Origin of the sequence: Enterobacter sp. 725m/11 (assembly GCF_011683705.1) — a bacterium.
Taxonomy (GTDB): Bacteria; Pseudomonadota; Gammaproteobacteria; order Enterobacterales; family Enterobacteriaceae; genus Enterobacter; species Enterobacter bugandensis.
In genome coordinates, this window is the sequence record NZ_JAAQOK010000063.1 from 1 (window position 1) to 22,962 (window position 22,962).

The following is a 22,962-nucleotide window of genomic DNA, read 5'->3' on the forward strand; positions in this document are numbered from 1 at the left end:
TCCGTCGTCGGCAGCGTCAGATGTGTATAAGAGACAGGGACAAACTGTTCCCGTTCACCTGGGACGCCGTTCGCTATAACGGCAAGCTGATCGCCTACCCAATCGCGGTTGAAGCCCTGTCACTGATTTACAACAAAGACCTGGTGCCAAACCCACCAAAAACCTGGGAAGAGATCCCGAAACTGGATAAAGAGCTGAAGGCGAAAGGTAAATCCGCCCTGATGTTCAACCTACAAGAGCCGTACTTCACCTGGCCGCTGATTGCTGCCGACGGCGGCTACGCGTTCAAGTTTGAAAACGGCAAATATGACGTGAAAGACGTGGGCGTGGACAACGCGGGCGCGAAAAAAGGCCTGACCTTCCTGGTTGACCTGATTAAGAACAAACACATGAACGCGGATACCGACTACTCCATCGCGGAAGCGGCGTTCAACAAAGGCGAAACCGCGATGACCATCAACGGTCCGTGGGCCTGGACCAATATCGACAAGAGCAAAATCAACTACGGCGTGACCCTGCTGCCAACCTTCAACGGCAAGCCGTCTAAACCGTTCGTGGGCGTACTGAGCGCGGGCATCAACGCCGCCAGCCCGAACAAAGAGCTGGCGAAAGAGTTCCTGGAAAACTACCTGCTGACCGATCAGGGTCTGGGTGAAGTGAACAAGGACAAACCGCTGGGCGCCGTGGCGCTGAAATCCTTCCAGGATCAGCTGGCAAAAGATCCACGCATCGCGGCAACCATGGATAACGCTCAGAAAGGCGAAATCATGCCGAACATCCCACAGATGGCCGCGTTCTGGTACGCCACCCGTACCGCCGTTATCAACGCTGCAAGCGGTCGCCAGACTGTCGATGCCGCGCTGAAGGATGCTCAGGGTCGTATTACTAAGTAAGAAGAAAAACGGCGGGTGGCGCGTGCGCTTACCCGCCCTACGACTACGGCACGATCCGTAGGTCAGGTAAGCGCAGCGCCACCTGACGAAAAGTTTCCACCGTTGTAGAGGAAGAACCCCATGGATGTCATTAAAAAGAAGCACTGGTGGCAAAGCGACGCGCTGAAGTGGTCAGCGATCGGTCTGCTGTGTCTGCTGGTGGGTTACCTTGTTGTTTTAATGTACGTACAAGGGGAATATCTGTTCGCCATCATGACGCTGATCTTAAGCTCTGCTGGCCTGTATATTTTCGCCAACCGTAAAGCCTATGCCTGGCGCTATGTCTACCCGGGCGTGGCCGGGATGGGGCTGTTTGTCCTGTTCCCGCTGATCTGCACCATCGCCATTGCGTTCACCAACTACAGCAGCACCAACCAGCTCGCGCAGGAGCGCGCCACTCAGGTGCTTCTGGATCGCTCTTATCAGGCGGGTAAAACCTTTAACTTCGGTCTGTATCCTGCAGGTGACGAGTGGAAGTTAGCGCTCACTGACGGTGAGAGCGGCAAAAACTATCTTTCCGACGCGTTCAAATTTGGCGGCGAGCAGAAGCTGGTTTTAAAAGAGGCCGCGGCCCTGCCGGAGGGTGAACGTGCGAACCTGCGTATCATTACCCAGAATCGCCAGGCGCTGACCCAGCTCACCGCCGTGCTGCCCGATGAAAGCAAAGTGACCATGAGCTCGCTGCGCCAGTTCTCCGGCACGCAGCCGCTATATACCCTGGCGGACGACGGCACGCTGACCAACAACCAGAGCGGCGTGAAGTACCGTCCGAATAACGACATTGGTTTCTATCAGTCCATAACGGCCGATGGCAAATGGGGTGATGACAAGCTCAGCCCTGGCTATACCGTCACCATCGGCTGGGACAACTTTACCCGCGTGTTTACCGACGAAGGCATCCAGAAGCCGTTCTTCGCCATCTTCGTCTGGACGGTGGTCTTCTCGGTGCTGACGGTGATCCTGACCGTTGCAGTAGGCATGGTGCTGGCCTGCCTCGTGCAGTGGGAGTCCCTGAAAGGCAAAGCGATTTACCGCGTGCTGCTGATTCTGCCTTACGCCGTGCCGTCGTTTATCTCGATTCTGATTTTCAAAGGGCTGTTTAACCAGAGCTTCGGTGAAATCAACATGATGCTGAGCGCGCTGTTCGGTATCAAACCGGCCTGGTTCAGCGACCCGACCACCGCCCGCTCGATGATTATCATCGTCAACACCTGGCTGGGCTATCCGTACATGATGATCCTGTGCATGGGGCTGCTGAAGGCGATTCCGGACGATCTGTATGAAGCCTCGGCGATGGACGGCGCGGGTCCGTTCCAGAACTTCTTTAAAATTACGCTGCCGCTGCTTATTAAGCCGCTGACGCCGCTGATGATTGCCAGCTTCGCCTTTAACTTTAACAACTTCGTGCTGATTCAGCTGTTGACCAACGGCGGCCCGGACCGTCTCGGCACCACCACGCCGGCAGGCTATACCGACCTGCTCGTGAGCTACACCTACCGTATCGCCTTTGAAGGCGGCGGCGGCCAGGACTTTGGTCTGGCGGCGGCGATTGCCACCCTGATCTTCCTGCTGGTTGGCGCTCTGGCGATTGTGAACCTGAAAGCCACACGTATGAAATTTGATTAAGGAGGGCACTGAACATGGCAATGGTACAACCCAAATCTCAGAAGCTGCGCCTCCTCGCGACGCACTTAGGCCTGCTGATTTTCATCGCGGCCATCATGTTCCCGCTGCTGATGGTTATCGCCATCTCCCTGCGCTCGGGTAACTTTGCGACCGGGAGCCTGATCCCGGATGAAATCTCCTGGGAGCACTGGAAGCTCGCGCTGGGCTTCAGCGTGGAGCACGCCGATGGACGCGTCACCCCGCCGCCGTTCCCGGTGCTGCTGTGGCTGTGGAACTCGGTGAAGGTAGCAACCATCACCGCGATCGGCATCGTGACGCTCTCCACCACCTGTGCTTATGCCTTCGCCCGCATGCGTTTCCCGGGCAAAGCAACGCTGCTGAAAGGCATGCTGATTTTCCAGATGTTCCCGGCGGTGCTGTCGCTGGTGGCGCTGTACGCCCTGTTTGACCGTCTGGGCCAGTACGTGCCGTTTATCGGCCTGAATACCCACGGCGGCGTGATCTTTGCCTATCTCGGCGGTATTGCCCTGCATGTGTGGACCATTAAAGGCTATTTCGAAACCATCGACGGCTCGCTGGAAGAGGCGGCGTCGCTGGATGGCGCTACCCCGTGGCAGGCGTTCCGTCTGGTGCTGTTGCCGCTGTCAGTGCCGATTCTGGCGGTGGTGTTTATCCTGTCGTTTATCGCGGCGATCACCGAAGTACCGGTCGCCTCACTGTTACTGCGCGATGTGAACAGCTACACCCTGGCCGTAGGTATGCAGCAATACCTCAACCCGCAAAACTACCTGTGGGGCGACTTTGCCGCGGCGGCCGTACTGTCTGCCATCCCGATTACCGTGGTGTTCCTGCTGGCCCAGCGCTGGCTGGTGAATGGCCTGACGGCGGGCGGCGTGAAAGGTTAAGTTTCATCTGTTATGCCACTGCAACCCTCAACTTTAGACGTATTGTATTGACCCAACTTGTGACTGTTGTTAGGCGGCCTCCGGGCCGCCATTTTTTTATTCGCGTTTCAGCCGCTTCGAATTACACAGCCAGAGGGTGATCACCAGCAGCAGGATCGCCGCCGAGTAGATCAGCACGTCGAGCGGGGATTTATGATCGACGATGATCAGTCGCACAATGGCGGTGATGCCAATGTAGACAAAATAGCGCAGCGGGAAGTGAAAGCCGGACTGGAAGTACTTCACAATCAGGGCAATAAATTCAAAGTAGAGAAAGTAGACCACCAGGCCTTCCACCAGCGCATATTTGCTGGTTTGCTCAGGGGCGAACAGCACATCCGCCAGATGCACCGTCTCTTTGCCGAGAAACACGACCAGGATCAGGCCAAGGCTCAGCAGACCGAGGTTCAGCACGGTCTGGAGTATCGTTGAGATAAACTCAACGCGCGGGCGAGTCAGGGATGTCATACAGCACCTCATTCTCCAGGACGAGATTCCTGTATAACGCAAAAATGTGACGGGGATCTATATTTTTTGTTTATGTTTGGCGCATTCGCCCGCTGGCGCTGCGCTTACCGGGCCTACAAAAACCGTAGGCCGGGCAAACGCAGTGCCGCCCGGCGTGAAGCATCAGCGGAAGTTAATGTTCTTATCGCTGGTCATGTCGTACAGCTGGAACTTACGCCCAAGCTGCTGGCCGCCATCACGCGTCAGCGGTGTCCAGCCCACTGCCGCACGGCTGCGGGTCGGACCGGATGAGAACAGATCCAGCGGAATCGACACGTAGACCCCTTTGGTGAAGTCCCCTTCCCCGTACTCGTCCGGCGAGACGTTGGTGATGGTGGCGTAGCCGCCCACCACGACGCCGCTGTCGAAGTGTTTGGAGATATCCAGCGTGCCGCCCTTGTCGCCCGCCAGATACTGGCCGACGCTGGCTTTCACCAGCACGTCCTGCGCGAACGAAGGCGTCCAGTAGGCGGTCAGGTGGCCGGTTTTGACGCTGTAGTCGGTGAACTTCATCATGTCCTGCGCGCTGCGCCAGTCACGCTGCTTAACGTAATTGGCATCAATCCCGAACGCCCAGTTGCTGTCGACGGGACGATACAGCACCTCCGCCCCCGCGCCGCCGAACATAGTCTCCAGGTAGCCTCCGTAAACCTGGCCGTAGAAGCCGTTGCCGAAGTACTGGAAGTAGTTGGCCTGCAGGTTATTCACGTAGACATCGTTCTGCACGTATTCACGCACGCGGGTACGCACGCGCGGCAGCTTCGAGTCGTTCGGCGGGTTCGTGTAGTTAAACTTGTCGTAGTTGTTCGCAATGTTGCCGAACAGGCTGCCGGTGGTCAGCAGATGGTCGGTGACCCACAGATCCGCCGTCGCCATCGCACCCAGCTGATACATGTAGAAGTTTTCCGGCCCGCCGACGGACTGGTTCAGTACCGGATCGATATGGAAATCAAAGCGCGATTTATCGATATACCAGCCCTGCTCGGTGGTTTCCGGCACGATCGGCTCTACGCGTTTTTGCACCAGCTCGGTTTCATGCCCGAGCGGTTCGCCTTCAAGATGGCGCTTGAGGCTGGCGACATCGGTTTCGGTGGTGACCTGCGGCAGATTCAGGCGGTTCTCCGTCACGCGGATCGTGCGGATCCCGTCCGGGAGATCGTTCATCACGATCCGGTTGGCGCGTTCGATCCCTTCACGCGAGTCGCGGTATTTCACCTGCTCGCCGGTGACGTACAGCGTATCGCCTTTCACCTGAATTTTCGGATCGGCCAGACCGGCGTTGTATTTCAGCAGCGTCAGCTGGTTTGCCACCACGGAGTGCTGCAGAATCGCATCCTGCGGCTCCGGCCGGTAGGCAGGCCGCGCGTTATCGTTGTAGTGCGGCCGCATGTCGTTGAAGTTGGTGCGCAGCGTGAAGCCAAACATCACCGTGTTGCCGCGCTCGTAGCTGAGGTTAACGTCGGCCCAGTCGGTGACGCGATAAATGGCGCCGACGTTAAACTTGCTCTTCTGCTCAATCTTCCCGGCGAAGTCCTGCGAGTAGTCGTTCCCTTCGTACTCCAGCTTCAGGCGCAGCGGCTGCCACGGCGTCTGGTATTCCACACCACCGAACAGCGAGGCCGGGCCGTGGAACATCTGGTCGCCGTTGATGGAACCGGCTTTCTTGTAGCTGTTATCGCGGTAGCAGTATTTATCGCTGTAGGTACAGAACGGGTTTTTAACGTTGCCGCTGGTGCCGAGATAGCCCCAGCCAAGACCGAGAGAAAAATCAAACGGTCCCCAGGCCTTGCTGGCCACGATGTATTCCGCGTCGAACAGGCCGGTACCGCCGATATCTTTTGCACCCACGGAGACCTGCGGCATCCAGTAGCTCTCTTCCCACAGGCGCAGCTTGACGTCGAAGGCTTTATCTTTGTAGGTCTGATCGCCGGAGAAGGCGTCGACGCTGCTGTACTGTTTCGTACGCACGTCGGTGTAGCGCAGCGTGGTTTCAAGCCACGGGAAAAGCTGTACGGAGGCGGAATAGTAGCGATACTGGTCGTTATCGCGGTAGTTCAGGCTAATTTCCCCTTCACGCGCCATGCGCGCGGTAGGCGTTTGCAGTAAACCGACGCCGCCGAAGTCTGACTGAGACGGGCCAACAGGTGCCGGATACGTTTCTGCATGGCAGGCGGCGCTTACGCAGAGCGCCAGCATGCTGTAGAGATAGGTTCTTTTCATTCTTCCGGTATCCGCTGTGTCAGGGAGTGAAGGATATCGGCGTTAAGCCCGTCATATGCCTTCGTCCAGAAATGGTCGGCAAAACCGACAAAAATGATGCTGCCCGGCATGGGTTCGATATGGCGTTTATTCCAGTACGCCACCGGCGCTTTTTGCGTATGCCCGTCTGGATAAATAATCCATGCGTAGCTGTTATCCGCGCCGCTCAGCAGGCTTTGTTCGTCGAGATAGCTCGCCACGTCGCGGCCGGGCGTAAAGGGCTTTTTACCGGGGCTGCTGATAAGCCCCATCACGGTCACCGTCGTCGGCTTCACCGGAAGCCAGAGGGTGTACTCCCCTTCAAGCGTGGGGTTGCCCTTTTCCGTGACGCGCACTTCATCTGGATCAAGATTGACTTTCTGGCGGCCTGTCACTTTCAGCGCCTGAAGCTGCTGGCGAACGCTGTTAATGGCCGCGGCATCGTCGCCGTCTTCCTGCTCCGCCAGGCTCGTCAGGCGGGCCAGCAGGGCACGGTGTTCCTGCTCCGCCTTAACCGTTGCCTGACGCTCGCCGATCACCGCTCCCGGCCACCAGCTGTTGGCAAGCCTTGGCTGCCCGACGAGATCGAGCAGATGCTCGGCGTTGGTTAAGGTTTTGGGTTTTTCACTGTCCGGCGTGTAGACCTTTACCGTTCCTGCGGACCACGCCAGCGGCGCGGCAAGGCTGGCGAGAAGCGCAGCGTGGATGAGCGTTTTCATGATTTCGCCGCCTTGATCAGGGTGGTTTTCACCGGGAAGAAACCGGCACCGAGATACTGCAAGGACTGACGGATCTGCCCATCCTCGTCGATCCAGAAGCGGTTATGCCAGGTGGCCTGGTCGGTGGTGACCTCTTCATCCAGCACGCGAACCTGCGTTTCGTCGCTGCCGACTTTCACGCTGTCCGTACCGTCCCAGCGGAAGGTCGAGCGTGCCGTGGCGTAGCGCACCTGCTTGTGCTCGGTCCAGCCCATCGTGCGCGTCCAGCTTGCGCCGTCGACGATCTGATTTGGCTTGATGAGCGGGTCTTCGGCGAGATTATTCACCTCGAGCAAGTTGTCGCCGCCGAGCAGCGTTTTCACGATTCGGGCATGCTGCGTGACGATGGTGGCCTGATCCTGCGTCACCCATTTCTGCTGCCCGTTTTCATCGAAAGCGAGCACCACAAACAGCTGCGGGCCATCGTTTAGCTGCATGTACTGGCTGGCGTACGGCATGTTCTGAAGTTCGTCATCGGTCAGATGAACGCCCGGCGTGCCGAACAGGCTTTCCCACAGTGAATGTCCCAGCCCTTTGGTGGTGGCTGAGCACGCCTGCAACAGCAGGCAAATCAGAATGATTGCAGGTCGCTTCACGACTCTTCTCCGAAGGGGCGAAATAACCACACCGAAGTGTGGTTATGATTAAAACACCCGGTATTACTGGGTGCTGGTTGTCGTAGTGGTCGTGGTTCCGGTATTGGAGCCATCACCGCCACCGGTTGCCGCCAGCGCGACACCCACGGCTGAACTTACGGTGCTGGTGCTGGCTGCGGTAGAACTTCCCGCAGACGCAGACGTCGCTGCCGACCCTGCTGCTTCCCCGACCTGGACCGGAGCTGCATAGACAGACGTCGCCGCAAGTGCAGATATGGCAAAAATGCCATACAGTACTTTCTTCATAACAATTTCCCTTCAATGAATGAATGGAGATTTGCCCGAAAAGAAATTCAGGCGGAATCGAGTATACACAACTACAGCAGAGCGTTTACCGTGGGGGGAAATAGGGGGATGGTTTTCGGACTAATGGATAAAACAGAAACGAAAAACAAATATTTGAAATAAATAATCGATAAAAATCAATATGTTATAATATATACTTATTATCTTATATCTACGTATTTTCTTAAAATAAACCGCAGCAATTAGCAGGTTAACCGCCTTTTTCAGATTAAACTCAGAGTCAGAATTTGAGTTAACTAACAGACATCAGGAATTATCCGATAAAAAAATGCCGGCATATCGCCGGCATTTTTCATGACATATTAATTACGCACGCCATGCTTTATAACGGTTAATCAAACCATTGGTGGAGCTGTCGTGGCTGTCGATGGCTTTATCGTCACCCAGCTCTGGCAGAATGCGGTTTGCCAGCTGTTTGCCCAGCTCAACGCCCCACTGGTCAAAGGTGAAGATGTTCAGGATCGCGCCCTGGGTGAAGATCTTGTGCTCGTACAGCGCAATCAGCGCGCCCAGGCTGAACGGGGTGATTTCGCGCAGCAGGATGGAGTTGGTTGGACGGTTGCCTTCGAACACTTTGAACGGCACAACATGGTCCAGCGTGGCCGGATCTTTACCCTGGTCACGGTATTCCTGCTCAACCACTTCGCGGGATTTACCGAACGCCAGCGCTTCGGTCTGTGCGAAGAAGTTAGACAGCAGCTTCGGATGGTGGTCGGACAGCGGGTTGTGCGTGATCGCCGGGGCGATGAAATCGCACGGTACCATTTTGGTACCCTGGTGAATCAGCTGGTAGAACGCATGCTGGCCGTTGGTGCCCGGCTCGCCCCAGATGATCGGGCCAGTCTGGTAATCCACCGCGTTGCCGTTACGGTCAACGTACTTACCGTTGGATTCCATGTTGCCCTGCTGGAAGTAGGCCGCAAAACGGTGCATGTACTGGTCGTACGGCAGGATCGCTTCGGTTTCAGCGCCGAAGAAGTTGTTGTACCAGATACCGATCAGCGCCAGCAGCACCGGCAGGTTTTTCTCAGGCGCGGTGGTGGAGAAGTGTTTGTCCATCGCATGCGCGCCGGAGAGCAGCTCAACGAAGTTGTCAAAGCCCACGGACAGGATGATGGACAGACCGATTGCAGACCACAGAGAGTAGCGGCCGCCAACCCAGTCCCAGAACTCGAACATGTTCGCCGTATCGATGCCAAACTCGCCTACCGCTTTACCGTTGGTGGAGAGCGCCGCAAAGTGTTTCGCCACGTGCTTTTCGTCGCCCGCGGTTTTCAGGAACCAGTCGCGCGCGCTGTGGGCGTTGGTCATGGTTTCCTGGGTGGTGAAGGTTTTAGACGCCACCAGGAACAGGGTAGTTTCCGGGTTTACGTTTTTCAGCACTTCGGCGATGTGGGTACCATCGACGTTAGAGACAAAGTGCATGTTGAGGTGGTTTTTGTACGGGCGCAGCGCTTCGGTCACCATGAACGGGCCGAGGTCAGAGCCGCCGATACCGATGTTAACCACGTCGGTGATCGCTTTGCCGGTGTAGCCTTTCCAGCTGCCGGAGATGATCGCTTCAGAGAACGTTTTCATCTTTTCCAGCACCGCGTTCACTTCCGGCATCACATCTTTGCCGTCAACGATGATTGGCGTATTGCTACGGTTGCGCAGCGCCACGTGCAGCACGGCACGGTCTTCGGTGCGGTTGATCTTCTCGCCGGAGAACATGGATTTGATGGCGTCGGCCAGCTCGGTCTCTTTCGCCAGATCCTGCAGTTTTGCCAGCGTCTCTTCGGTAATGCGGTTTTTAGAGAAATCCACCAGCATCAGGTCGTCGAAGGTCGCGGAGAACTTGTTGAAACGATCGGCATCTTTCGCGAACAGATCCGCGATGGTGACGTCTTTCATTTCATCAAAATGTTTCTGTAGTGCCTGCCAGGCAGCGGTCTGCGTTGGGTTGATGTTTTTCATTAGCAATACTCTTCTGATTTGAGAATTGTGACTGCGGTCGATTGTAGCGCCTGCAAATAAAAATTGTGATGGTTTTTATGCCATTGCCCTGGTCTGCATCAAACGCAGGTGAAAAGACCCGAAAAGTATAGCTGCTGTCGAGCCCTTCCGGCGTGGCGAAATGTCGGTCAAAAGGGGGTAAAAAGGAGCATAAAATATGGGCCTGTTATAAGTCCTGTTTCTCAGGGGTACCCCCCCATAAAAAATCCGCATAATCCCAGCATTGACAGGACCTCCCCCGCATTTTATTTATAGGGCCGTATTTTGCGCCTGCACCTGTTTTCGTTTCATTCTTGTGCCAAGGTCGCTTATTCATTCCCTGACACGAGGTTGTTATGACGAGTTTTGTGGTCGCCAAGTTTGGCGGCACCAGTGTGGCCGATTACGATGCCATGAACCGCAGCGCCGATGTGGTGCTGGCCGATCCGAATACCCGCCTGGTGGTGCTCTCTGCATCCGCCGGCGTGACGAACCTGCTGGTTTCTCTGTCTGAAGGACTGGAAGCGACAGAACGTTTCGTGAAGCTGGATGCACTGCGCAAAATTCAGTTCGACATTCTTGAACGTCTGCAAAACCCGAACGTGATCCGCGAAGAAGTGGAGCGCCTGCTGGAAAATATCACCACCCTGGCAGAAGCGGCGTCCCTGGCCACCTCTACCGCCCTGACCGATGAACTGGTCAGCCACGGTGAATTGATGTCTACCCTGTTGTTTGTTGAAATTATGCGCGAGCGTAACGTTCAGGCGCAGTGGTTTGACGTGCGTAAAGTGATGCGCACCAGCGATCGTTTTGGGCGCGCCGAACCGGACGTTGAGATGCTGGCCGAGCTCACCAACCAGCAGCTGGCGCCGCGCCTGGCAGAAGGCATGGTGATCACCCAGGGCTTTATCGGCAGCGAAGCGAAAGGACGCACGACCACGCTTGGCCGTGGCGGCAGCGACTACACCGCCGCGCTGCTGGGCGAAGCCCTGCACGCAACGCGCGTGGATATCTGGACGGATGTGCCGGGTATTTACACCACCGATCCGCGCGTCGTTTCCGCGGCAAAACGTATTGACGTGATTGCCTTTGAAGAAGCGGCGGAAATGGCCACCTTCGGTGCAAAAGTGCTGCATCCGGCAACGCTGCTGCCCGCCGTGCGCAGCGATATTCCGGTCTTCGTTGGCTCCAGTAAAGATCCAAAAGCGGGCGGGACGCTGGTCTGCAAGAAAACCGAGAACCCGCCGCTGTTCCGCGCGCTGGCCCTGCGCCGCCGCCAGACGCTGGTCACGCTGCACAGCCACAATATGCTGCACTCCCGCGGCTTCCTGGCGGAAGTGTTTGGCATCCTCGCGCGCCATAACATCTCTGTAGATTTGATTACCACCTCCGAGGTGAGCATTGCGCTGACGCTGGACACCACCGGCTCCACCTCCACCGGCGACACCCTGCTGACGCAGTCGCTGCTGATTGAGCTGTCTGAGCTGTGCCGCGTGGAGGTCGAAGAAGACCTGGCGCTGGTGGCCATCATCGGTAACAAGCTGTCTCGCGCCTGCGGCGTGGGCAAAGAGGTGTTCGGCGTGCTTGACCCGTTCAACATCCGCATGATCTGCTACGGTGCCTCCAGCTATAACCTTTGCTTCCTGGTCCCTGCCGATCAGGCCGAGCAGGTGGTGCAGAAACTTCATCAGAATTTGTTTGAATAAAATTCGTTAGCACGATAAACAATACCTATAAGCCGGGCACAGACCCGGCTTTTTCATAACTAAACAACACGACAATACTGCAAGGAATTCAATATGTTATCCGCTATCACCCGGCTGTTCCCGCTATGGGCGCTGCTGCTCTCCGTACTCGCGTATTACACCCCTAACACGTTCACGGGCATTGGTCCGTGGGTCACCACGCTGCTGATGCTGATTATGTTCGGCATGGGCGTACACCTGAAAATCGACGATTTTAAACGCGTGCTGTCGCGCCCGGCGCCAGTGGCTGCAGGGATCTTCCTGCACTACCTGGTGATGCCGCTCGCGGCCTGGCTGCTGGCGATGGCCTTTAAGATGCCGCCCGATCTCTCCGCCGGGATGGTACTGGTGGGCAGCGTCGCCAGCGGTACGGCGTCTAACGTGATGATCTATCTGGCGAAAGGTGACGTGGCGCTCTCCGTGACCATCTCTTCGGTATCCACGCTGGTGGGCGTGATTGCCACACCGCTGTTAACCCGCCTGTACGTGGACGCACATATTCAGGTGGACGTGATGGGCATGCTGCTCAGCATTCTGCAGATTGTGGTGATCCCGATTGCGCTGGGGCTGGTCATTCACCATCTGTTCCCACGCGTGGTGAAAGCGGTTGAGCCGTACCTGCCCGCGTTTTCGATGATCTGCATTCTGGCGATCATCAGCGCCGTGGTGGCCGGTTCCGCGTCGCACATTGCCTCGGTGGGCTTTGTGGTGATCGTCGCGGTGGTGCTGCACAACACCATCGGCCTGCTGGGCGGATACTGGGGCGGGAAGCTGTTTGGCTTTGACGAGTCCACCTGCCGCACGCTGGCAATCGAGGTAGGCATGCAGAACTCCGGCCTGGCAGCGGCGCTGGGTAAAATTTACTTCTCACCGCTGGCGGCCCTGCCGGGCGCGCTGTTCTCCGTCTGGCACAACCTGTCCGGCTCGCTGCTGGCGGGCTACTGGTCCGGTAAGCCGATTGATGAGCAACCGAAAAAAGATGCGCTGAAGCAGGGTTAATTGACGCGGCTTGCTTTACACTGAAGCCTCCCCATCAGGAGGCTTCAGCAATGGCTACACCACGATTGACCCAGAAAGACATGACGGAAGCCGAGCAGCGCGAACTGAAAACGCTTCTCGACCGCGCCCGCATCGCCCATGGCCGCACGCTGACGAACGCCGAAACCAATCAGGTTAAAAAAGAGTACATCGACAAGCTGATGGCGCAACGTGAGGCTGCGGCGAAAAAAGCCCGCAAGCTGAAAAAAGAGCAGGCTTATAAGCCGGATGCAGAGGCGACCTTTTCCTGGTCCGCCAATACATCAACCCGTGGAAGGCGCTAATCAGCGCCCTTTCTTTTTGCGACCCGGCTGGGTAAAGCGTTTTCCGTTACCCGGCTTGCCCCGCCCTTTCTCTTCCGCCTGCGGTGCCTTAACTACCGGACGTTTAATCGCCTGCGTTTTCGGTTTGGCTTTGGCTTTCGGCTTCGCTTCGGACGAGGAGTTTTCGATAAGCTTGAACAGCTCGATCAGCTCGTCGTCCGTTAAGTCACGCCACTCGCCCAGCGGGATCCCGGACAGGCTGACGTTCATGATGCGCGTACGTTCCAGCTTCGTCACTTCATAACCAAAATACTCGCACATGCGACGGATCTGGCGATTCAGGCCCTGCACCAGCGTGATACGGAACGCAAAGGGCGCTTCTTTTTTGACCTTGCACTTCTTCGTCACGGTACCCAGAATCGGCACGCCTGCGCCCATGCCGCGGATAAATTCGTCCGTCACCGGCTTGTTCACCGTCACGATATACTCTTTCTCGTGGTCGTTACCGGCACGCAGAATTTTGTTCACCAGGTCGCCGTGGTTGGTGAGGAAAATCAGCCCCTGAGAGTCTTTATCCAGACGGCCAATCGGGAAAATGCGGCTACTGTGGTTCACGAAATCAACGATGTTGTCCCGCTCGCCGTCTTCCGTGGTGCTGACAATCCCAACCGGTTTGTTCAACGCGATAAACACCAGGTCTTCTGCATCACGCGGTTCGATGACCTGACCATTTACTTTAACCACATCGCCAGGGACCACCTGGTCACCGATAGTGGCGCGTTTGCCGTTGAGGAACACGTTACCTTGTTCAATGTAACGGTCAGCCTCGCGACGTGAGCAGATCCCGCTCTCGCTAATGTACTTGTTTAATCGGGTTGATTGAGTTGGCAGCATAGTTTCTCCTGTGAAGGGCGAAATATACCTTAGGTATGGACTGGAAAAAAAGATTAGCCGACCGTAACTGAGACGGGTTTTCCAAGTTTACATAACATCATGATCAGCGTATCAAGGGTGAACTTACTGGTTTTGAGGTTCACGACATCAGACACGCGGGGACGAGAGACGTTTAGCCTGGCGGCAGCGTCAGTCTGACGCAGTTTATTCTCCGCAATCCACGAGGAAATTTCCTGCATCAGTTGCCGCTTGATGGCAAGCAACTGCTCAACCTCTTTTTCGGCACTTTCGTGCAACTGTTTAGCTTCACTTTCTTCAAAACCCAGCTCAGCAAAAATGTTCGTTTCTGAAGCTGTCACATGCCGGATTTTTGTATCAACGCGTCTTCCCATTTTCATCCTCTCCGAGCATCAAGCACCGCCTGAAAACGTGCCTTTGCTATGTATTTATCATGGCCTGATGTCCGCTGCGTTTTCTTCTTAAAGCAATGCAGTACGTAAACAGCATCCTCATAACGAGCCAAATAGATGATTCGGTATGCGCCCGTGTCACCGCGTAGCCGTATCTCTGCAACGCCTTTGCCAATCTCTGAGATCGGCTTCCAGTCTGCCGCCTCTAATCCAGCCTGTAATCGATGTAGCTGATACCCTGCTTCCCGCCGGATTTCCTCCGGGAAGCCGAGCAAATCATCGAAGGCACTCCCCATCCATGCAATGGGTCTCATTGCTGGTTTTTCTGACAGCATACCACATCCCTGTATAAAATTTTATACATAAAAGATTACATTGTCTCACGCCACAGGTCTGCTTATGACCTGTGGCGTGACGTTACGTTTTCAGTAGAGTTTGGTCACGCCTCATGGAGAGGATCTGCGAGGCGCTTTCAGAGATTAATACTCATCCCGCTCGTCGTCTTCATCCGGCTGTTCCATCACGCTATACGCCACTGCGCAGAACAGCGAGTTAAGACGCTTCATATCTCCCAGCAGCCCCAGATGGAGTGAGCTGGTCTCGATGCTCTGCACGTTCTGCTGATGCAGGCGCTCAACGTGGGCGTGCGAGTATCGGCGGTTAAGAATGCGGAAACGATGCTTGTTGCGGCGCAGGCGGCGCGCGCTCGGTACGTCGCTGGAGAAGAACACCGACATCGCCAGCTTCAGGTTGCTCACCAGCTTTTCGTGCAGCGCTTCCAGCTCCTTCAGCCCTTCCACGGAGAACGCCCGACGCGCGGCCAGCGATTTGTCGGCAATCTCACTGCCCATACGCTCAACGATGTCCGAGGCCTGCTCCAGGTTAAGCGACATCTCAATGATTTCCGCCCAGCGGCGGGACTCCTCTTCCGCCAGTTCGTCCTGCGGGATACGCGCCAGATAGAGCTTGATGGCGGTATACAGCACGTTGATGTCGTCCGCCAGCCTGCGCAGCTCTTTTTCCTCGCGCGGCTCGCCGTGCATCACCTTTTTCAGCCCTTCGAGCATGGTTTCCATCGCGTCGCCCATGCGCAGCGTTTCGCGGGCGGCGTTGGCGATGGCCAGCGCGGGGGTGTCCAGCACGGAGGTATCCAGATGCTTCGGCTTAAGGCGCGCGTCCAGCTCCGGTTCATCACGGATAAGACGCTCGCAGAAGCGGGCCATCGGCGCGGCAAACGGCACCATCGCCAGGCAGCGCACCAGGTTATAGAAGACGTGGAAGTAGATCACCAGCTCCGCTTTCGGCAGCGGGAGGTTGTCCATCAGGTTTGCCAGCGGATGGACAAACGGCAGAATAATCAGGCTGCCCACCAGCTTAAACAGCAAACTCCCCAGCGCCACGCGGCGGGCGGCAGCATTGGCCGCGCTGTTGTTAAGCATCGCCAGCAGGCCAGAGCCGAGGTTAGCGCCGATCACCAGACACAGCGCCACCGGGAAGGAGATCGCGCCCGCGGCGGTGAGCGTGGCCGTCAGCAGCACGGCGGCCAGGCTGGAGTAGCTGATGATGGCAAACACTGCCCCGATCAGCGCATCCAGCATGATGTCACCGGTCAGCGAGGCGAAGATGACCTGCACGCCGTTCGCCTGGGTGATAGGCGTCACCGCCTGCACAATCAGTTCCAGCGCCAGCAGAATCAGCCCGAGGCCAATGCCCACGCGGCCAAGCTGCCCGGCCCGGGTCTGCTTGCGGCCAAGAAAGAAGATAACCCCAATGAAAATCAGCAGCGGCGACAGCCAGGAGAGATCGAACGTCAGGATACGCGCCATCAGCGCGGTACCGACGTCAGCACCCAGCACGATCACCAGCGCCGGGGCGAGCGCGACCAGATCCTGCGCCACAAAGGAGGTGACGAGCATGGTGGTGGCATTGCTGCTTTGCACCAGCGCCGTGACGCCAATCCCAGCGCAGAAGGCGAGCGGCTTCTTCTCAACGCTGCCGCTGAGGACGGTACGTAAGCGCGCGCCGAACACGCGCATCACGCCGGTGCGGACAATATGGGTGCCCCATACGAGCAGTGCGACTGCCGAAAGCAGATGTAACAACGTCAGCACGGAAGTGGGTTCTCCTTATCGTTATAGATTTTATGATTAAGTATAAGGGTTTAAACGTAAGAAAGAGACAGGGCACCGTTGAGGTGCCCTGTTTGTTGTAAGGAAAAGTGACGTTAGTCCGCGTCGTAGCCTAAATTCGGTGCCAGCCAGCGCTCTACCTCAGACACGCTCATGCCTTTGCGCAGGGCGTAATCTTCGATCTGATCGCGCTGCAGCTGCGCCACGGCGAAGTACTTGCTGTCCGGATGACTGAAGTACCAGCCCGACACGGATGCGCCCGGCCACATGGCGAACGACTCGGTGAGCTTCATGCCGGTATGCGCTTCCACGTCCAGAAGTTTCCAGATAGTGCCTTTTTCGGTGTGTTCCGGACAGGCCGGATAGCCCGGCGCCGGACGAATCCCCTGGTAGTTTTCGCGGATCAGCTCCTCGTTGCTGAGGTTCTCATTCGCCGCGTAACCCCAGTACACCTTACGTACGCGTTCGTGCAGGTATTCAGCAAAGGCTTCCGCCAGGCGGTCGGCAATCGCTTTCACCATGATCTTATTGTAATCATCGTATTGCGCTTCAAACGCGTCCGCCAGGGCGTCTTCTTCCAGACCGCCGGTTACCGCAAAGGCGCCGATATAGTCAGCTTTCCCGCTCAGCTTCGGCGCAACGAAATCTGCCAGGCAGTAGTTGGCAAAGCCCACTTTTTCGGTTTGCTGCCGCAGGTGATGGCTCACGGCCAGCACGTGGGTGCGGGTTTCATCGCGGTAGATTTCCACGTCGTCACCCACGCGGTTCGCCGGGAACAGCCCCACCACGCCGCGCGGGTTGAGGGTTTTCTCTGCGCTCAGCGTGTCCAGCATATCGTTGGCGTCTTTAAACAGACGCTTCGCCTCTTCGCCTACGACTTCATCTTCGAGGATGCGCGGATATTTGCCCGCCAGCGACCAGGTCATAAAGAACGGCGTCCAGTCAATGTAGTTGCGCAGCGTCTCGATGCTGGCCGTCACGTCCTGCACGCCCAGACGATGCGCGACCGGCGGCGTATAGCTTGCCCAGTCAAAGGCCAGGTCGTTATCGCGTGCGGCGGCGAGCGTCACCGGCGGAGTGCGCGGTTTTTTGCGCCCGTGCTGCACGCGAACGGTTTCGTACTCCTGGCGAGTGCGCGCCACAAAATCGTCGCGCTGAGTCTCGGAGAGTAGTGCGGAAACCACGCCCACCGTGCGCGAGGCGTTCTGCACGTAAACCGTCGGTCCGCTGTAGTTCTGCTCGATCTTCACTGCCGTGTGCGCTTTCGAGGTGGTCGCCCCGCCAATCAGCAGCGGAATGGTGAAGCCCTGACGCTCCATCTCTTTTGCCACGTTGACCATTTCGTCGAGCGACGGCGTAATCAGGCCGGAGAGGCCAATCAGATCGGCGTTCACTTCGCGCGCGGTCTTGAGGATTTTATCCGCCGGAACCATCACGCCAAGGTCGATAATTTCGTAGTTATTACACTGCAACACCACGCCAACAATGTTTTTGCCGATGTCGTGCACGTCGCCCTTCACGGTGGCGATAACCATTTTACCGTTGCTGGAACCCTTCTCTTTGCTGGCTTCGATAAAGGGTTCAAGATAAGCCACTGCCTGCTTCATGACGCGAGCGGATTTCACCACCTGCGGCAGGAACATCTTGCCCTCGCCGAACAGATCGCCAACCACGTTCATGCCGTCCATCAGCGGCCCTTCGATCACCTCAATCGGGCGGGCTGCCTGCTGACGCGCTTCCTCGGTGTCCTGCTCGATGAACTCGGTAATCCCTTTCACCAGCGAGTATTCCAGACGCTTTTTCACGTCCCAGGAACGCCACTCGGCCTGCTGAACATTGGCCGATTCATCCGATTTACTGCCGCGGTATTTTTCCGCCAGGTCGAGCATGCGCTCGGTGGCGTCGTCGCGACGGTTGAGGATCACGTCCTCTACGGCATCGCGCAGTTCGGCAGGCAGATCGTCGTAAATCGCCAGCTGTCCGGCGTTGACGATACCCATGTCCATCCCATTGCGGATGGCGTAGTAGAGGAACACGGCGTGGATCGCCTCACGCACCGGGTCGTTGCCGCGGAACGAGAACGAGACGTTCGACACGCCGCCGGAGATAAGCGCATGCGGCAGTTCGCGCTTGATGTCTTCACACGCGCCGATAAAGTCCTGGGCGTAGTTGTTGTGCTCTTCGATGCCGGTCGCGACGGCAAAGATGTTCGGGTCGAAAATAATGTCTTCCGGCGGGAAGCCCACCTCTTCGGTCAGAATTTTGTACGCGCGGCGGCATATCTCAATTTTGCGCTCGCGGGTGTCGGCCTGGCCCACCTCATCGAAGGCCATCACCACCACAGCCGCACCGTAGCGGCGCACCATCTTCGCGTGGTGGATAAAGATATCCACGCCCTCTTTCATCGAGATGGAGTTAACGATGCCTTTGCCCTGAATGCACTTCAGCCCTTTTTCGATGACCTCCCACTTGGAGGAGTCAATCATGATCGGCACGCGGGCGATATCCGGCTCACCGGCAATCAGGTTGAGGAAACGCACCATCGCCGCTTCGGCGTCAAGCATCCCCTCGTCCATGTTGATATCGATAATCTGCGCCCCGCTTTCCACCTGCTGGCGGGCGACGTCCAGCGCTTCGCTGTACTTCTCTTCTTTGATCAGGCGCTTGAATTTAGCGGAACCAGTAACGTTGGTACGTTCACCCACGTTCACAAACAGGCTGTCATCGCCGATGGTCAACGGCTCCAGGCCGGAAAGGCGACAGGCAACCGGCAGCTCTGGCAGCTTGCGCGGCGGCAGCCCGTCCACGGCGCGGCTCATGGCGGCGATGTGCTCCGGCGTGGTGCCGCAGCAGCCGCCGACGATGTTCAGGAAGCCTGACTCGGCCCACTCGCGGATTTGCGCCGCCATGGTGTCAGCATCCAGATCGTACTCGCCAAACGCGTTCGGCAGACCGGCGTTCGGATGCGCGGTAACGTAGCATTCGGCGATGCGCGAAAGCTCCTGCACGTACTGGCGCAGCTCGTCTGGTCCCAGCGCGCAGTTCAGGCCGAAGGAGAGCGCGTCGGCGTGGCGCAGGGAGTTATAAAACGCTTCGGTTGTCTGGCCGGACAGGGTGCGGCCGGAGGCGTCGGTGATGGTGCCGGAGATCATGATCGGCAGGTCAACGCCCAGCGCCTCAAACTCCTCTTTCACCGCGTATATCGCGGCTTTGGCGTTGAGGGTATCGAACACCGTTTCAATCAGGATCAGGTCGGAGCCACCTTCCACCAGCGCTTTGGTCGATTCACGATACGCCGTAACCAGCTGGTCAAAGGTGATATTACGAAACGCCGGGTCGTTGACGTCCGGTGAAATCGACGCGGTGCGGTTGGTCGGGCCAAGCACCCCGGCAACGTAGCGCGGCTTGTCCGGCGTGCGGGCCGTCCACTCGTCGGCACAGGCGCGGGCGAGCCTGGCCGCCTCATAGTTGATCTCCGCCGACAGGGATTCCATCTGGTAATCCGCCATGGCGATGGTTGTCGAGTTGAAGGTGTTGGTTTCTACAATATCCGCACCCGCTTCGAAGTAGGCGTTGTGGATATCCTTAATCACGGACGGTTTGCTCAACACCAGCAGGTCATTGTTTCCTTTCAGGTCGCAGGGCCAGTCGGCGAAGCGCTCGCCGCGGAAATCGTCTTCGCTCAGACGATAGCTCTGGATCATGGTGCCCATACCGCCGTCCAGCACCAGAATTCGTTCATTTAACTGCGCACGCAGTTGCTCTACTTTGCTGCTCACACTTGCTCCCGACAACGCTCAACAAGGCCAAAAGGCTGCGTTCCATACTGGCACAATCTCGCAGGGTGGAAAAGTCACGCCGCGGTAACATGAGACATGTTCACCATCACTCCTCCGATCAGTCAGGAAAGCGGTTGCAAATTCACCAAATAAAACGAAAATGATTTCCACGATACAGAAAAAGGAGATCGTCATGGTCGCGACCGTTCCCGCCAAACGCGGCAGAAAACCTGCCGCCACCGCCGCTGCACAACCCGGCGGACAGGTTCAATCCCTGACGCGCGGTCTGAAGCTGCTGGAGTGGATAGCCGAGTCGCACGGTAGCGTGGCCCTGACGGAGCTGGCCCAGCAGGCTGGCCTGCCGAACTCCACCACGCACCGCCTGCTGACCACCATGCAGCAGTTGGGTTTTGTCCGCCAGGTCGGCGAGCTGGGGCACTGGGCGGTGGGCGCGCATGCGTTTATCGTGGGCAGCAGCTTCCTGCAGAGCCGTAACCTGCTGGCGATTGTGCACCCGATCCTGCGCAAGCTGATGGAGGAGTCCGGCGAGACGGTGAACCTTGCCGTGCTTGACCAGAGCGACCACCAGGCGATTATCATCGACCAGGTGCAGTGCACGCAGTTGATGCGCATGTCCGCGCCGATTGGCGGCAAGCTGCCGATGCACGCATCCGGGGCGGGGAAAGCGTTTCTCTCGCAGCTGAGCGAAGAGCAGGTGACCGGGCTGCTGCACCGAAAAGGGCTGCACGCCTACACCCACGCCACGCTGGTGTCGCCGGTGCATCTGAAAGAAGATCTGGCGTTGACCCGCAAGCGCGGCTATTCGTTTGATGACGAAGAACATGCCCTTGGGCTGCGCTGCCTCGCGGCCTGTATTTTCGACGAACATCGCGAGCCGTTTGCTGCGATCTCCATCTCTGGCCCCATCTCACGTATGACCGACGACCGGGTGACCGAGCTGGGCGCGCTGGTGATTAAGGCCGCGAAAGAGGTGACGCTGGCGTACGGTGGGATTCGTTAAACCGCACACAAAACCGCTGCTTGCGGCGGTAAGCGTACACATCCTCCACGTGCCCATTTTTGATCCGCGTTTGTAGCCCGCGCCAGTAGCTGGCGTGGAACAGATCTTCATGCATTTCTTCAAATAACGGCCCGATGCGTGGGTCCGCACACAGCCAGTGGCGAAACTCCTCGGGAAACACATCGCCCGGCGAAACGCTGTACCACGGCTCGCTGGAGAGCTCATCCTCCGGGTAACGGGGCGGCGGGATATCGCGAAAGTTCACCTCGGTCATGTAGCAAATTTCATCGTAATCGTAGAACACCACCCGCCCGTGCCGGGTGACGCCGAAGTTTTTAAACAGCATATCGCCAGGGAAGATATTGGCGGCGGCGAGCTGGCGGATGGCGTTGCCGTACTCTTCAATGGCATCACGTAATGCCTGGCCATCTGACTGTTCCAGCCAGATATTGAGCGGCACCATACGGCGCTCAATGTAGAGATGGCTAATCGCTATTTTATCGCCCAGATCGGTGATTTTCGTCGGCGCTTCCTGCATTAACAGCGACATAAGCGCCGGATCGATCTGCTGCTTATCCAGCACAAAGTTTTCAAACTCCTGGGTATCGGCCATTCGCCCGACGCGATCGTGCTCTTTTACCAGCTGATAGCAGGCGCGAACGTGGGCTGCGGTCATCTCTTTCTGCGGGGCGAATCTGTCTTTTATCACCTTAAAGACCCGGTCGAAGCCCGGCAGCGTGAAGACCAGCATCACCATGCCGCGGATACCTGGCGCTTCGATAAACTGCTCATCCGCCGCGGTGACATAGCGCAGATACTCCCGATAACTTTCCGTTTTGGCATGCTTCTGACAGCCAATCGCCATATACAGCTCGGCGGTGGTTTTGCCCGGCAGGATCTCGCGCAGCCACTCCACCAGGGCGGCAGGCAGCGGGGCGTACACCATGAAATAGGAGCGGGCGAAGCCAAACACGATGCTGGCCTCGGCGCTGGTGGTCAGGCAGGTATCGACAAACAGTTCGCCGTCGTCGGTACGGTGAATGGGCAACAGAAACGGCACAATGGCCGTCGGCGTAACCAGTTTGCCCACCAGCCAGGCGGCCTTATTCCGGTAGAACAGCTCGTTGGCCACCTGCAAATGGCTGCGGCTGAGCACCTCCTCGCCGTAGGTTTCACGAAGATGCGCATGGATATAGCCGATATCCCGGAGCTTGTTCTCCCATGGCAGGCGCAGCGGTAAATCCGTTAAGATGCGATGCAGGAGCTTTTCCCACCCGCGATCGGGAAAGAAATCTTTCGCCAGCGGACGCGGAATGGTACGGAAGCGGCGCTCAGGCTGGGAGCTGAAGATAAATAACCGCTCAGGAGATAATGAGCGGTGGTCAAATAACCGGCAATAGACGGAGTTGAAAAAGCTCTCCGCAATCTCGAAGCGAGGGTAGTCGGGTAACAGATGGGTGTAATGCTCTTTCACGCGCAGTAAAAATGCCGCGTCCGGGCTTTTACCGTCGGTAATACAGCGCAGCTGCTCCACCACCAGACCCACATGGTGGTCATAGAGATGAATACGCTGCTTCATGGCCTGCTGAACCGCATGCCAGTCTGCATGTTCGAAGCGCTGCTGCGCGCCGGAGGTCACTTCCAGAAAACGACCATACTGGGCATCAAAGCCCTGCAGAATGGTTTGGGCAATCAGCAATTCCAGGCCACACGACATATATTCCTGTCTCTTATACACATCT

General features: G+C 57.2%; 19 protein-coding genes. 7 read left to right on the top strand and 12 right to left on the bottom strand.

The genetic code is table 11. The features are described 5' to 3' along the window. The 3 genes from malE to malG form a co-directional block, all read left to right on the top strand. A partial coding sequence (malE, locus tag HBA26_RS20395; RefSeq protein WP_166721026.1) for a maltose/maltodextrin ABC transporter substrate-binding protein MalE occupies window positions 1–893 on the top strand: 893 nt, incomplete at its 5' end. Between the two features lie 120 nt (window positions 894–1,013). After that, window positions 1,014–2,558, top strand: a complete 1,545-nt coding sequence (gene malF / locus HBA26_RS20400) for a maltose ABC transporter permease MalF (RefSeq protein ID WP_028015128.1) — start codon at window positions 1,014–1,016, stop codon at window positions 2,556–2,558. A gap of 14 nt (window positions 2,559–2,572) precedes the next feature. Continuing rightward, window positions 2,573–3,463 (top strand): maltose ABC transporter permease MalG, encoded by an 891-nt coding sequence (gene malG, locus HBA26_RS20405; RefSeq protein ID WP_006810496.1) that lies wholly within the window; start codon window positions 2,573–2,575, stop codon window positions 3,461–3,463. A 96-nt stretch (window positions 3,464–3,559) separates the two neighbouring features. Here the strand turns inward: malG and psiE are convergent, their stop codons facing one another. From psiE to pgi, 6 genes are all read right to left on the bottom strand, one after another. Continuing rightward, window positions 3,560–3,970 (bottom strand): phosphate-starvation-inducible protein PsiE, encoded by a 411-nt coding sequence (gene psiE, locus HBA26_RS20410; protein ID WP_000202963.1) that lies wholly within the window; start codon window positions 3,968–3,970, stop codon window positions 3,560–3,562. A 162-nt stretch (window positions 3,971–4,132) separates the two neighbouring features. After that, window positions 4,133–6,229 carry a YjbH domain-containing protein gene (locus HBA26_RS20415; protein ID WP_028015126.1) on the bottom strand — a complete coding sequence of 699 codons (2,097 nt, stop codon included), beginning with the start codon at window positions 6,227–6,229 and terminating at the stop codon, window positions 4,133–4,135. Then, window positions 6,226–6,966: a capsule biosynthesis GfcC D2 domain-containing protein gene (locus tag HBA26_RS20420; RefSeq protein ID WP_072201787.1), complete on the bottom strand. Its 741-nt coding sequence runs from the start codon at window positions 6,964–6,966 to the stop codon at window positions 6,226–6,228. The genes HBA26_RS20415 and HBA26_RS20420 overlap by 4 nt, the downstream gene beginning before the upstream one ends. Next, entirely contained in the window at window positions 6,963–7,601 is a 639-nt protein-coding gene (locus HBA26_RS20425; protein WP_047366840.1) for a YjbF family lipoprotein, read from the bottom strand. The genes HBA26_RS20420 and HBA26_RS20425 overlap by 4 nt, the downstream gene beginning before the upstream one ends. Window positions 7,602–7,664: 63 nt before the next feature. Further along, window positions 7,665–7,907, bottom strand: a complete 243-nt coding sequence (yjbE, locus tag HBA26_RS20430; RefSeq protein ID WP_013095034.1) for an exopolysaccharide production protein YjbE — start codon at window positions 7,905–7,907, stop codon at window positions 7,665–7,667. A gap of 366 nt (window positions 7,908–8,273) precedes the next feature. Continuing rightward, window positions 8,274–9,923: a glucose-6-phosphate isomerase gene (pgi, locus tag HBA26_RS20435; protein ID WP_069733696.1), complete on the bottom strand. Its 1,650-nt coding sequence runs from the start codon at window positions 9,921–9,923 to the stop codon at window positions 8,274–8,276. 374 nt (window positions 9,924–10,297) lie between these two features. Between pgi and lysC the strand changes: the two genes are divergently transcribed. From lysC to HBA26_RS20450, 3 genes are all read left to right on the top strand, one after another. Further along, entirely contained in the window at window positions 10,298–11,647 is a 1,350-nt protein-coding gene (gene lysC, locus HBA26_RS20440; RefSeq protein ID WP_041911575.1) for a lysine-sensitive aspartokinase 3, read from the top strand. A 93-nt stretch (window positions 11,648–11,740) separates the two neighbouring features. Then, window positions 11,741–12,685 (top strand): ketopantoate/pantoate/pantothenate transporter PanS, encoded by a 945-nt coding sequence (gene panS, locus HBA26_RS20445; RefSeq protein ID WP_069733697.1) that lies wholly within the window; start codon window positions 11,741–11,743, stop codon window positions 12,683–12,685. A gap of 50 nt (window positions 12,686–12,735) precedes the next feature. Continuing rightward, a complete protein-coding gene (locus HBA26_RS20450) occupies window positions 12,736–13,008 on the top strand; it encodes a DUF3811 domain-containing protein (RefSeq protein WP_003860346.1) in 273 nt (90 codons plus the stop codon). Here the strand turns inward: HBA26_RS20450 and rluF are convergent, their stop codons facing one another. The 5 genes from rluF to metH all read right to left on the bottom strand — a co-directional run bounded on the left by rluF (window position 13,009) and on the right by metH (window position 20,199). Next, the gene (gene rluF / locus HBA26_RS20455) at window positions 13,009–13,881 is read right to left on the bottom strand and encodes a 23S rRNA pseudouridine(2604) synthase RluF (RefSeq protein WP_022646725.1); all 873 of its coding nucleotides are present in this window, start codon (window positions 13,879–13,881) and stop codon (window positions 13,009–13,011) included. Window positions 13,882–13,934: 53 nt separating this feature from the next. Next, on the bottom strand, window positions 13,935–14,273 hold the full coding sequence (locus HBA26_RS20460; protein WP_032655712.1) for an XRE family transcriptional regulator: 339 nt from the start codon (window positions 14,271–14,273) through the stop codon (window positions 13,935–13,937). Window positions 14,274–14,275: 2 nt separating this feature from the next. Then, complete coding sequence (locus HBA26_RS20465) at window positions 14,276–14,626, bottom strand: type II toxin-antitoxin system RelE/ParE family toxin (RefSeq protein WP_048959325.1); 351 nt, start codon at window positions 14,624–14,626, stop codon at window positions 14,276–14,278. A 144-nt stretch (window positions 14,627–14,770) separates the two neighbouring features. After that, window positions 14,771–16,402 (bottom strand): Na/Pi cotransporter family protein, encoded by a 1,632-nt coding sequence (locus HBA26_RS20470; RefSeq protein WP_041911578.1) that lies wholly within the window; start codon window positions 16,400–16,402, stop codon window positions 14,771–14,773. 113 nt (window positions 16,403–16,515) lie between these two features. After that, window positions 16,516–20,199, bottom strand: a complete 3,684-nt coding sequence (gene metH, locus HBA26_RS20475) for a methionine synthase (protein WP_166721027.1) — start codon at window positions 20,197–20,199, stop codon at window positions 16,516–16,518. 193 nt (window positions 20,200–20,392) lie between these two features. On the opposite strand from metH, the gene iclR reads away from it, so the two are divergent. Next, a complete protein-coding gene (gene iclR / locus HBA26_RS20480) occupies window positions 20,393–21,220 on the top strand; it encodes a glyoxylate bypass operon transcriptional repressor IclR (protein ID WP_074148023.1) in 828 nt (275 codons plus the stop codon). On the opposite strand, the gene aceK is transcribed toward iclR, so the two are convergent. After that, window positions 21,174–22,937 carry a bifunctional isocitrate dehydrogenase kinase/phosphatase gene (gene aceK / locus HBA26_RS20485; protein WP_126346032.1) on the bottom strand — a complete coding sequence of 588 codons (1,764 nt, stop codon included), beginning with the start codon at window positions 22,935–22,937 and terminating at the stop codon, window positions 21,174–21,176. The genes iclR and aceK overlap by 47 nt on opposite strands. Window positions 22,938–22,962 lie beyond the last annotated feature (25 nt).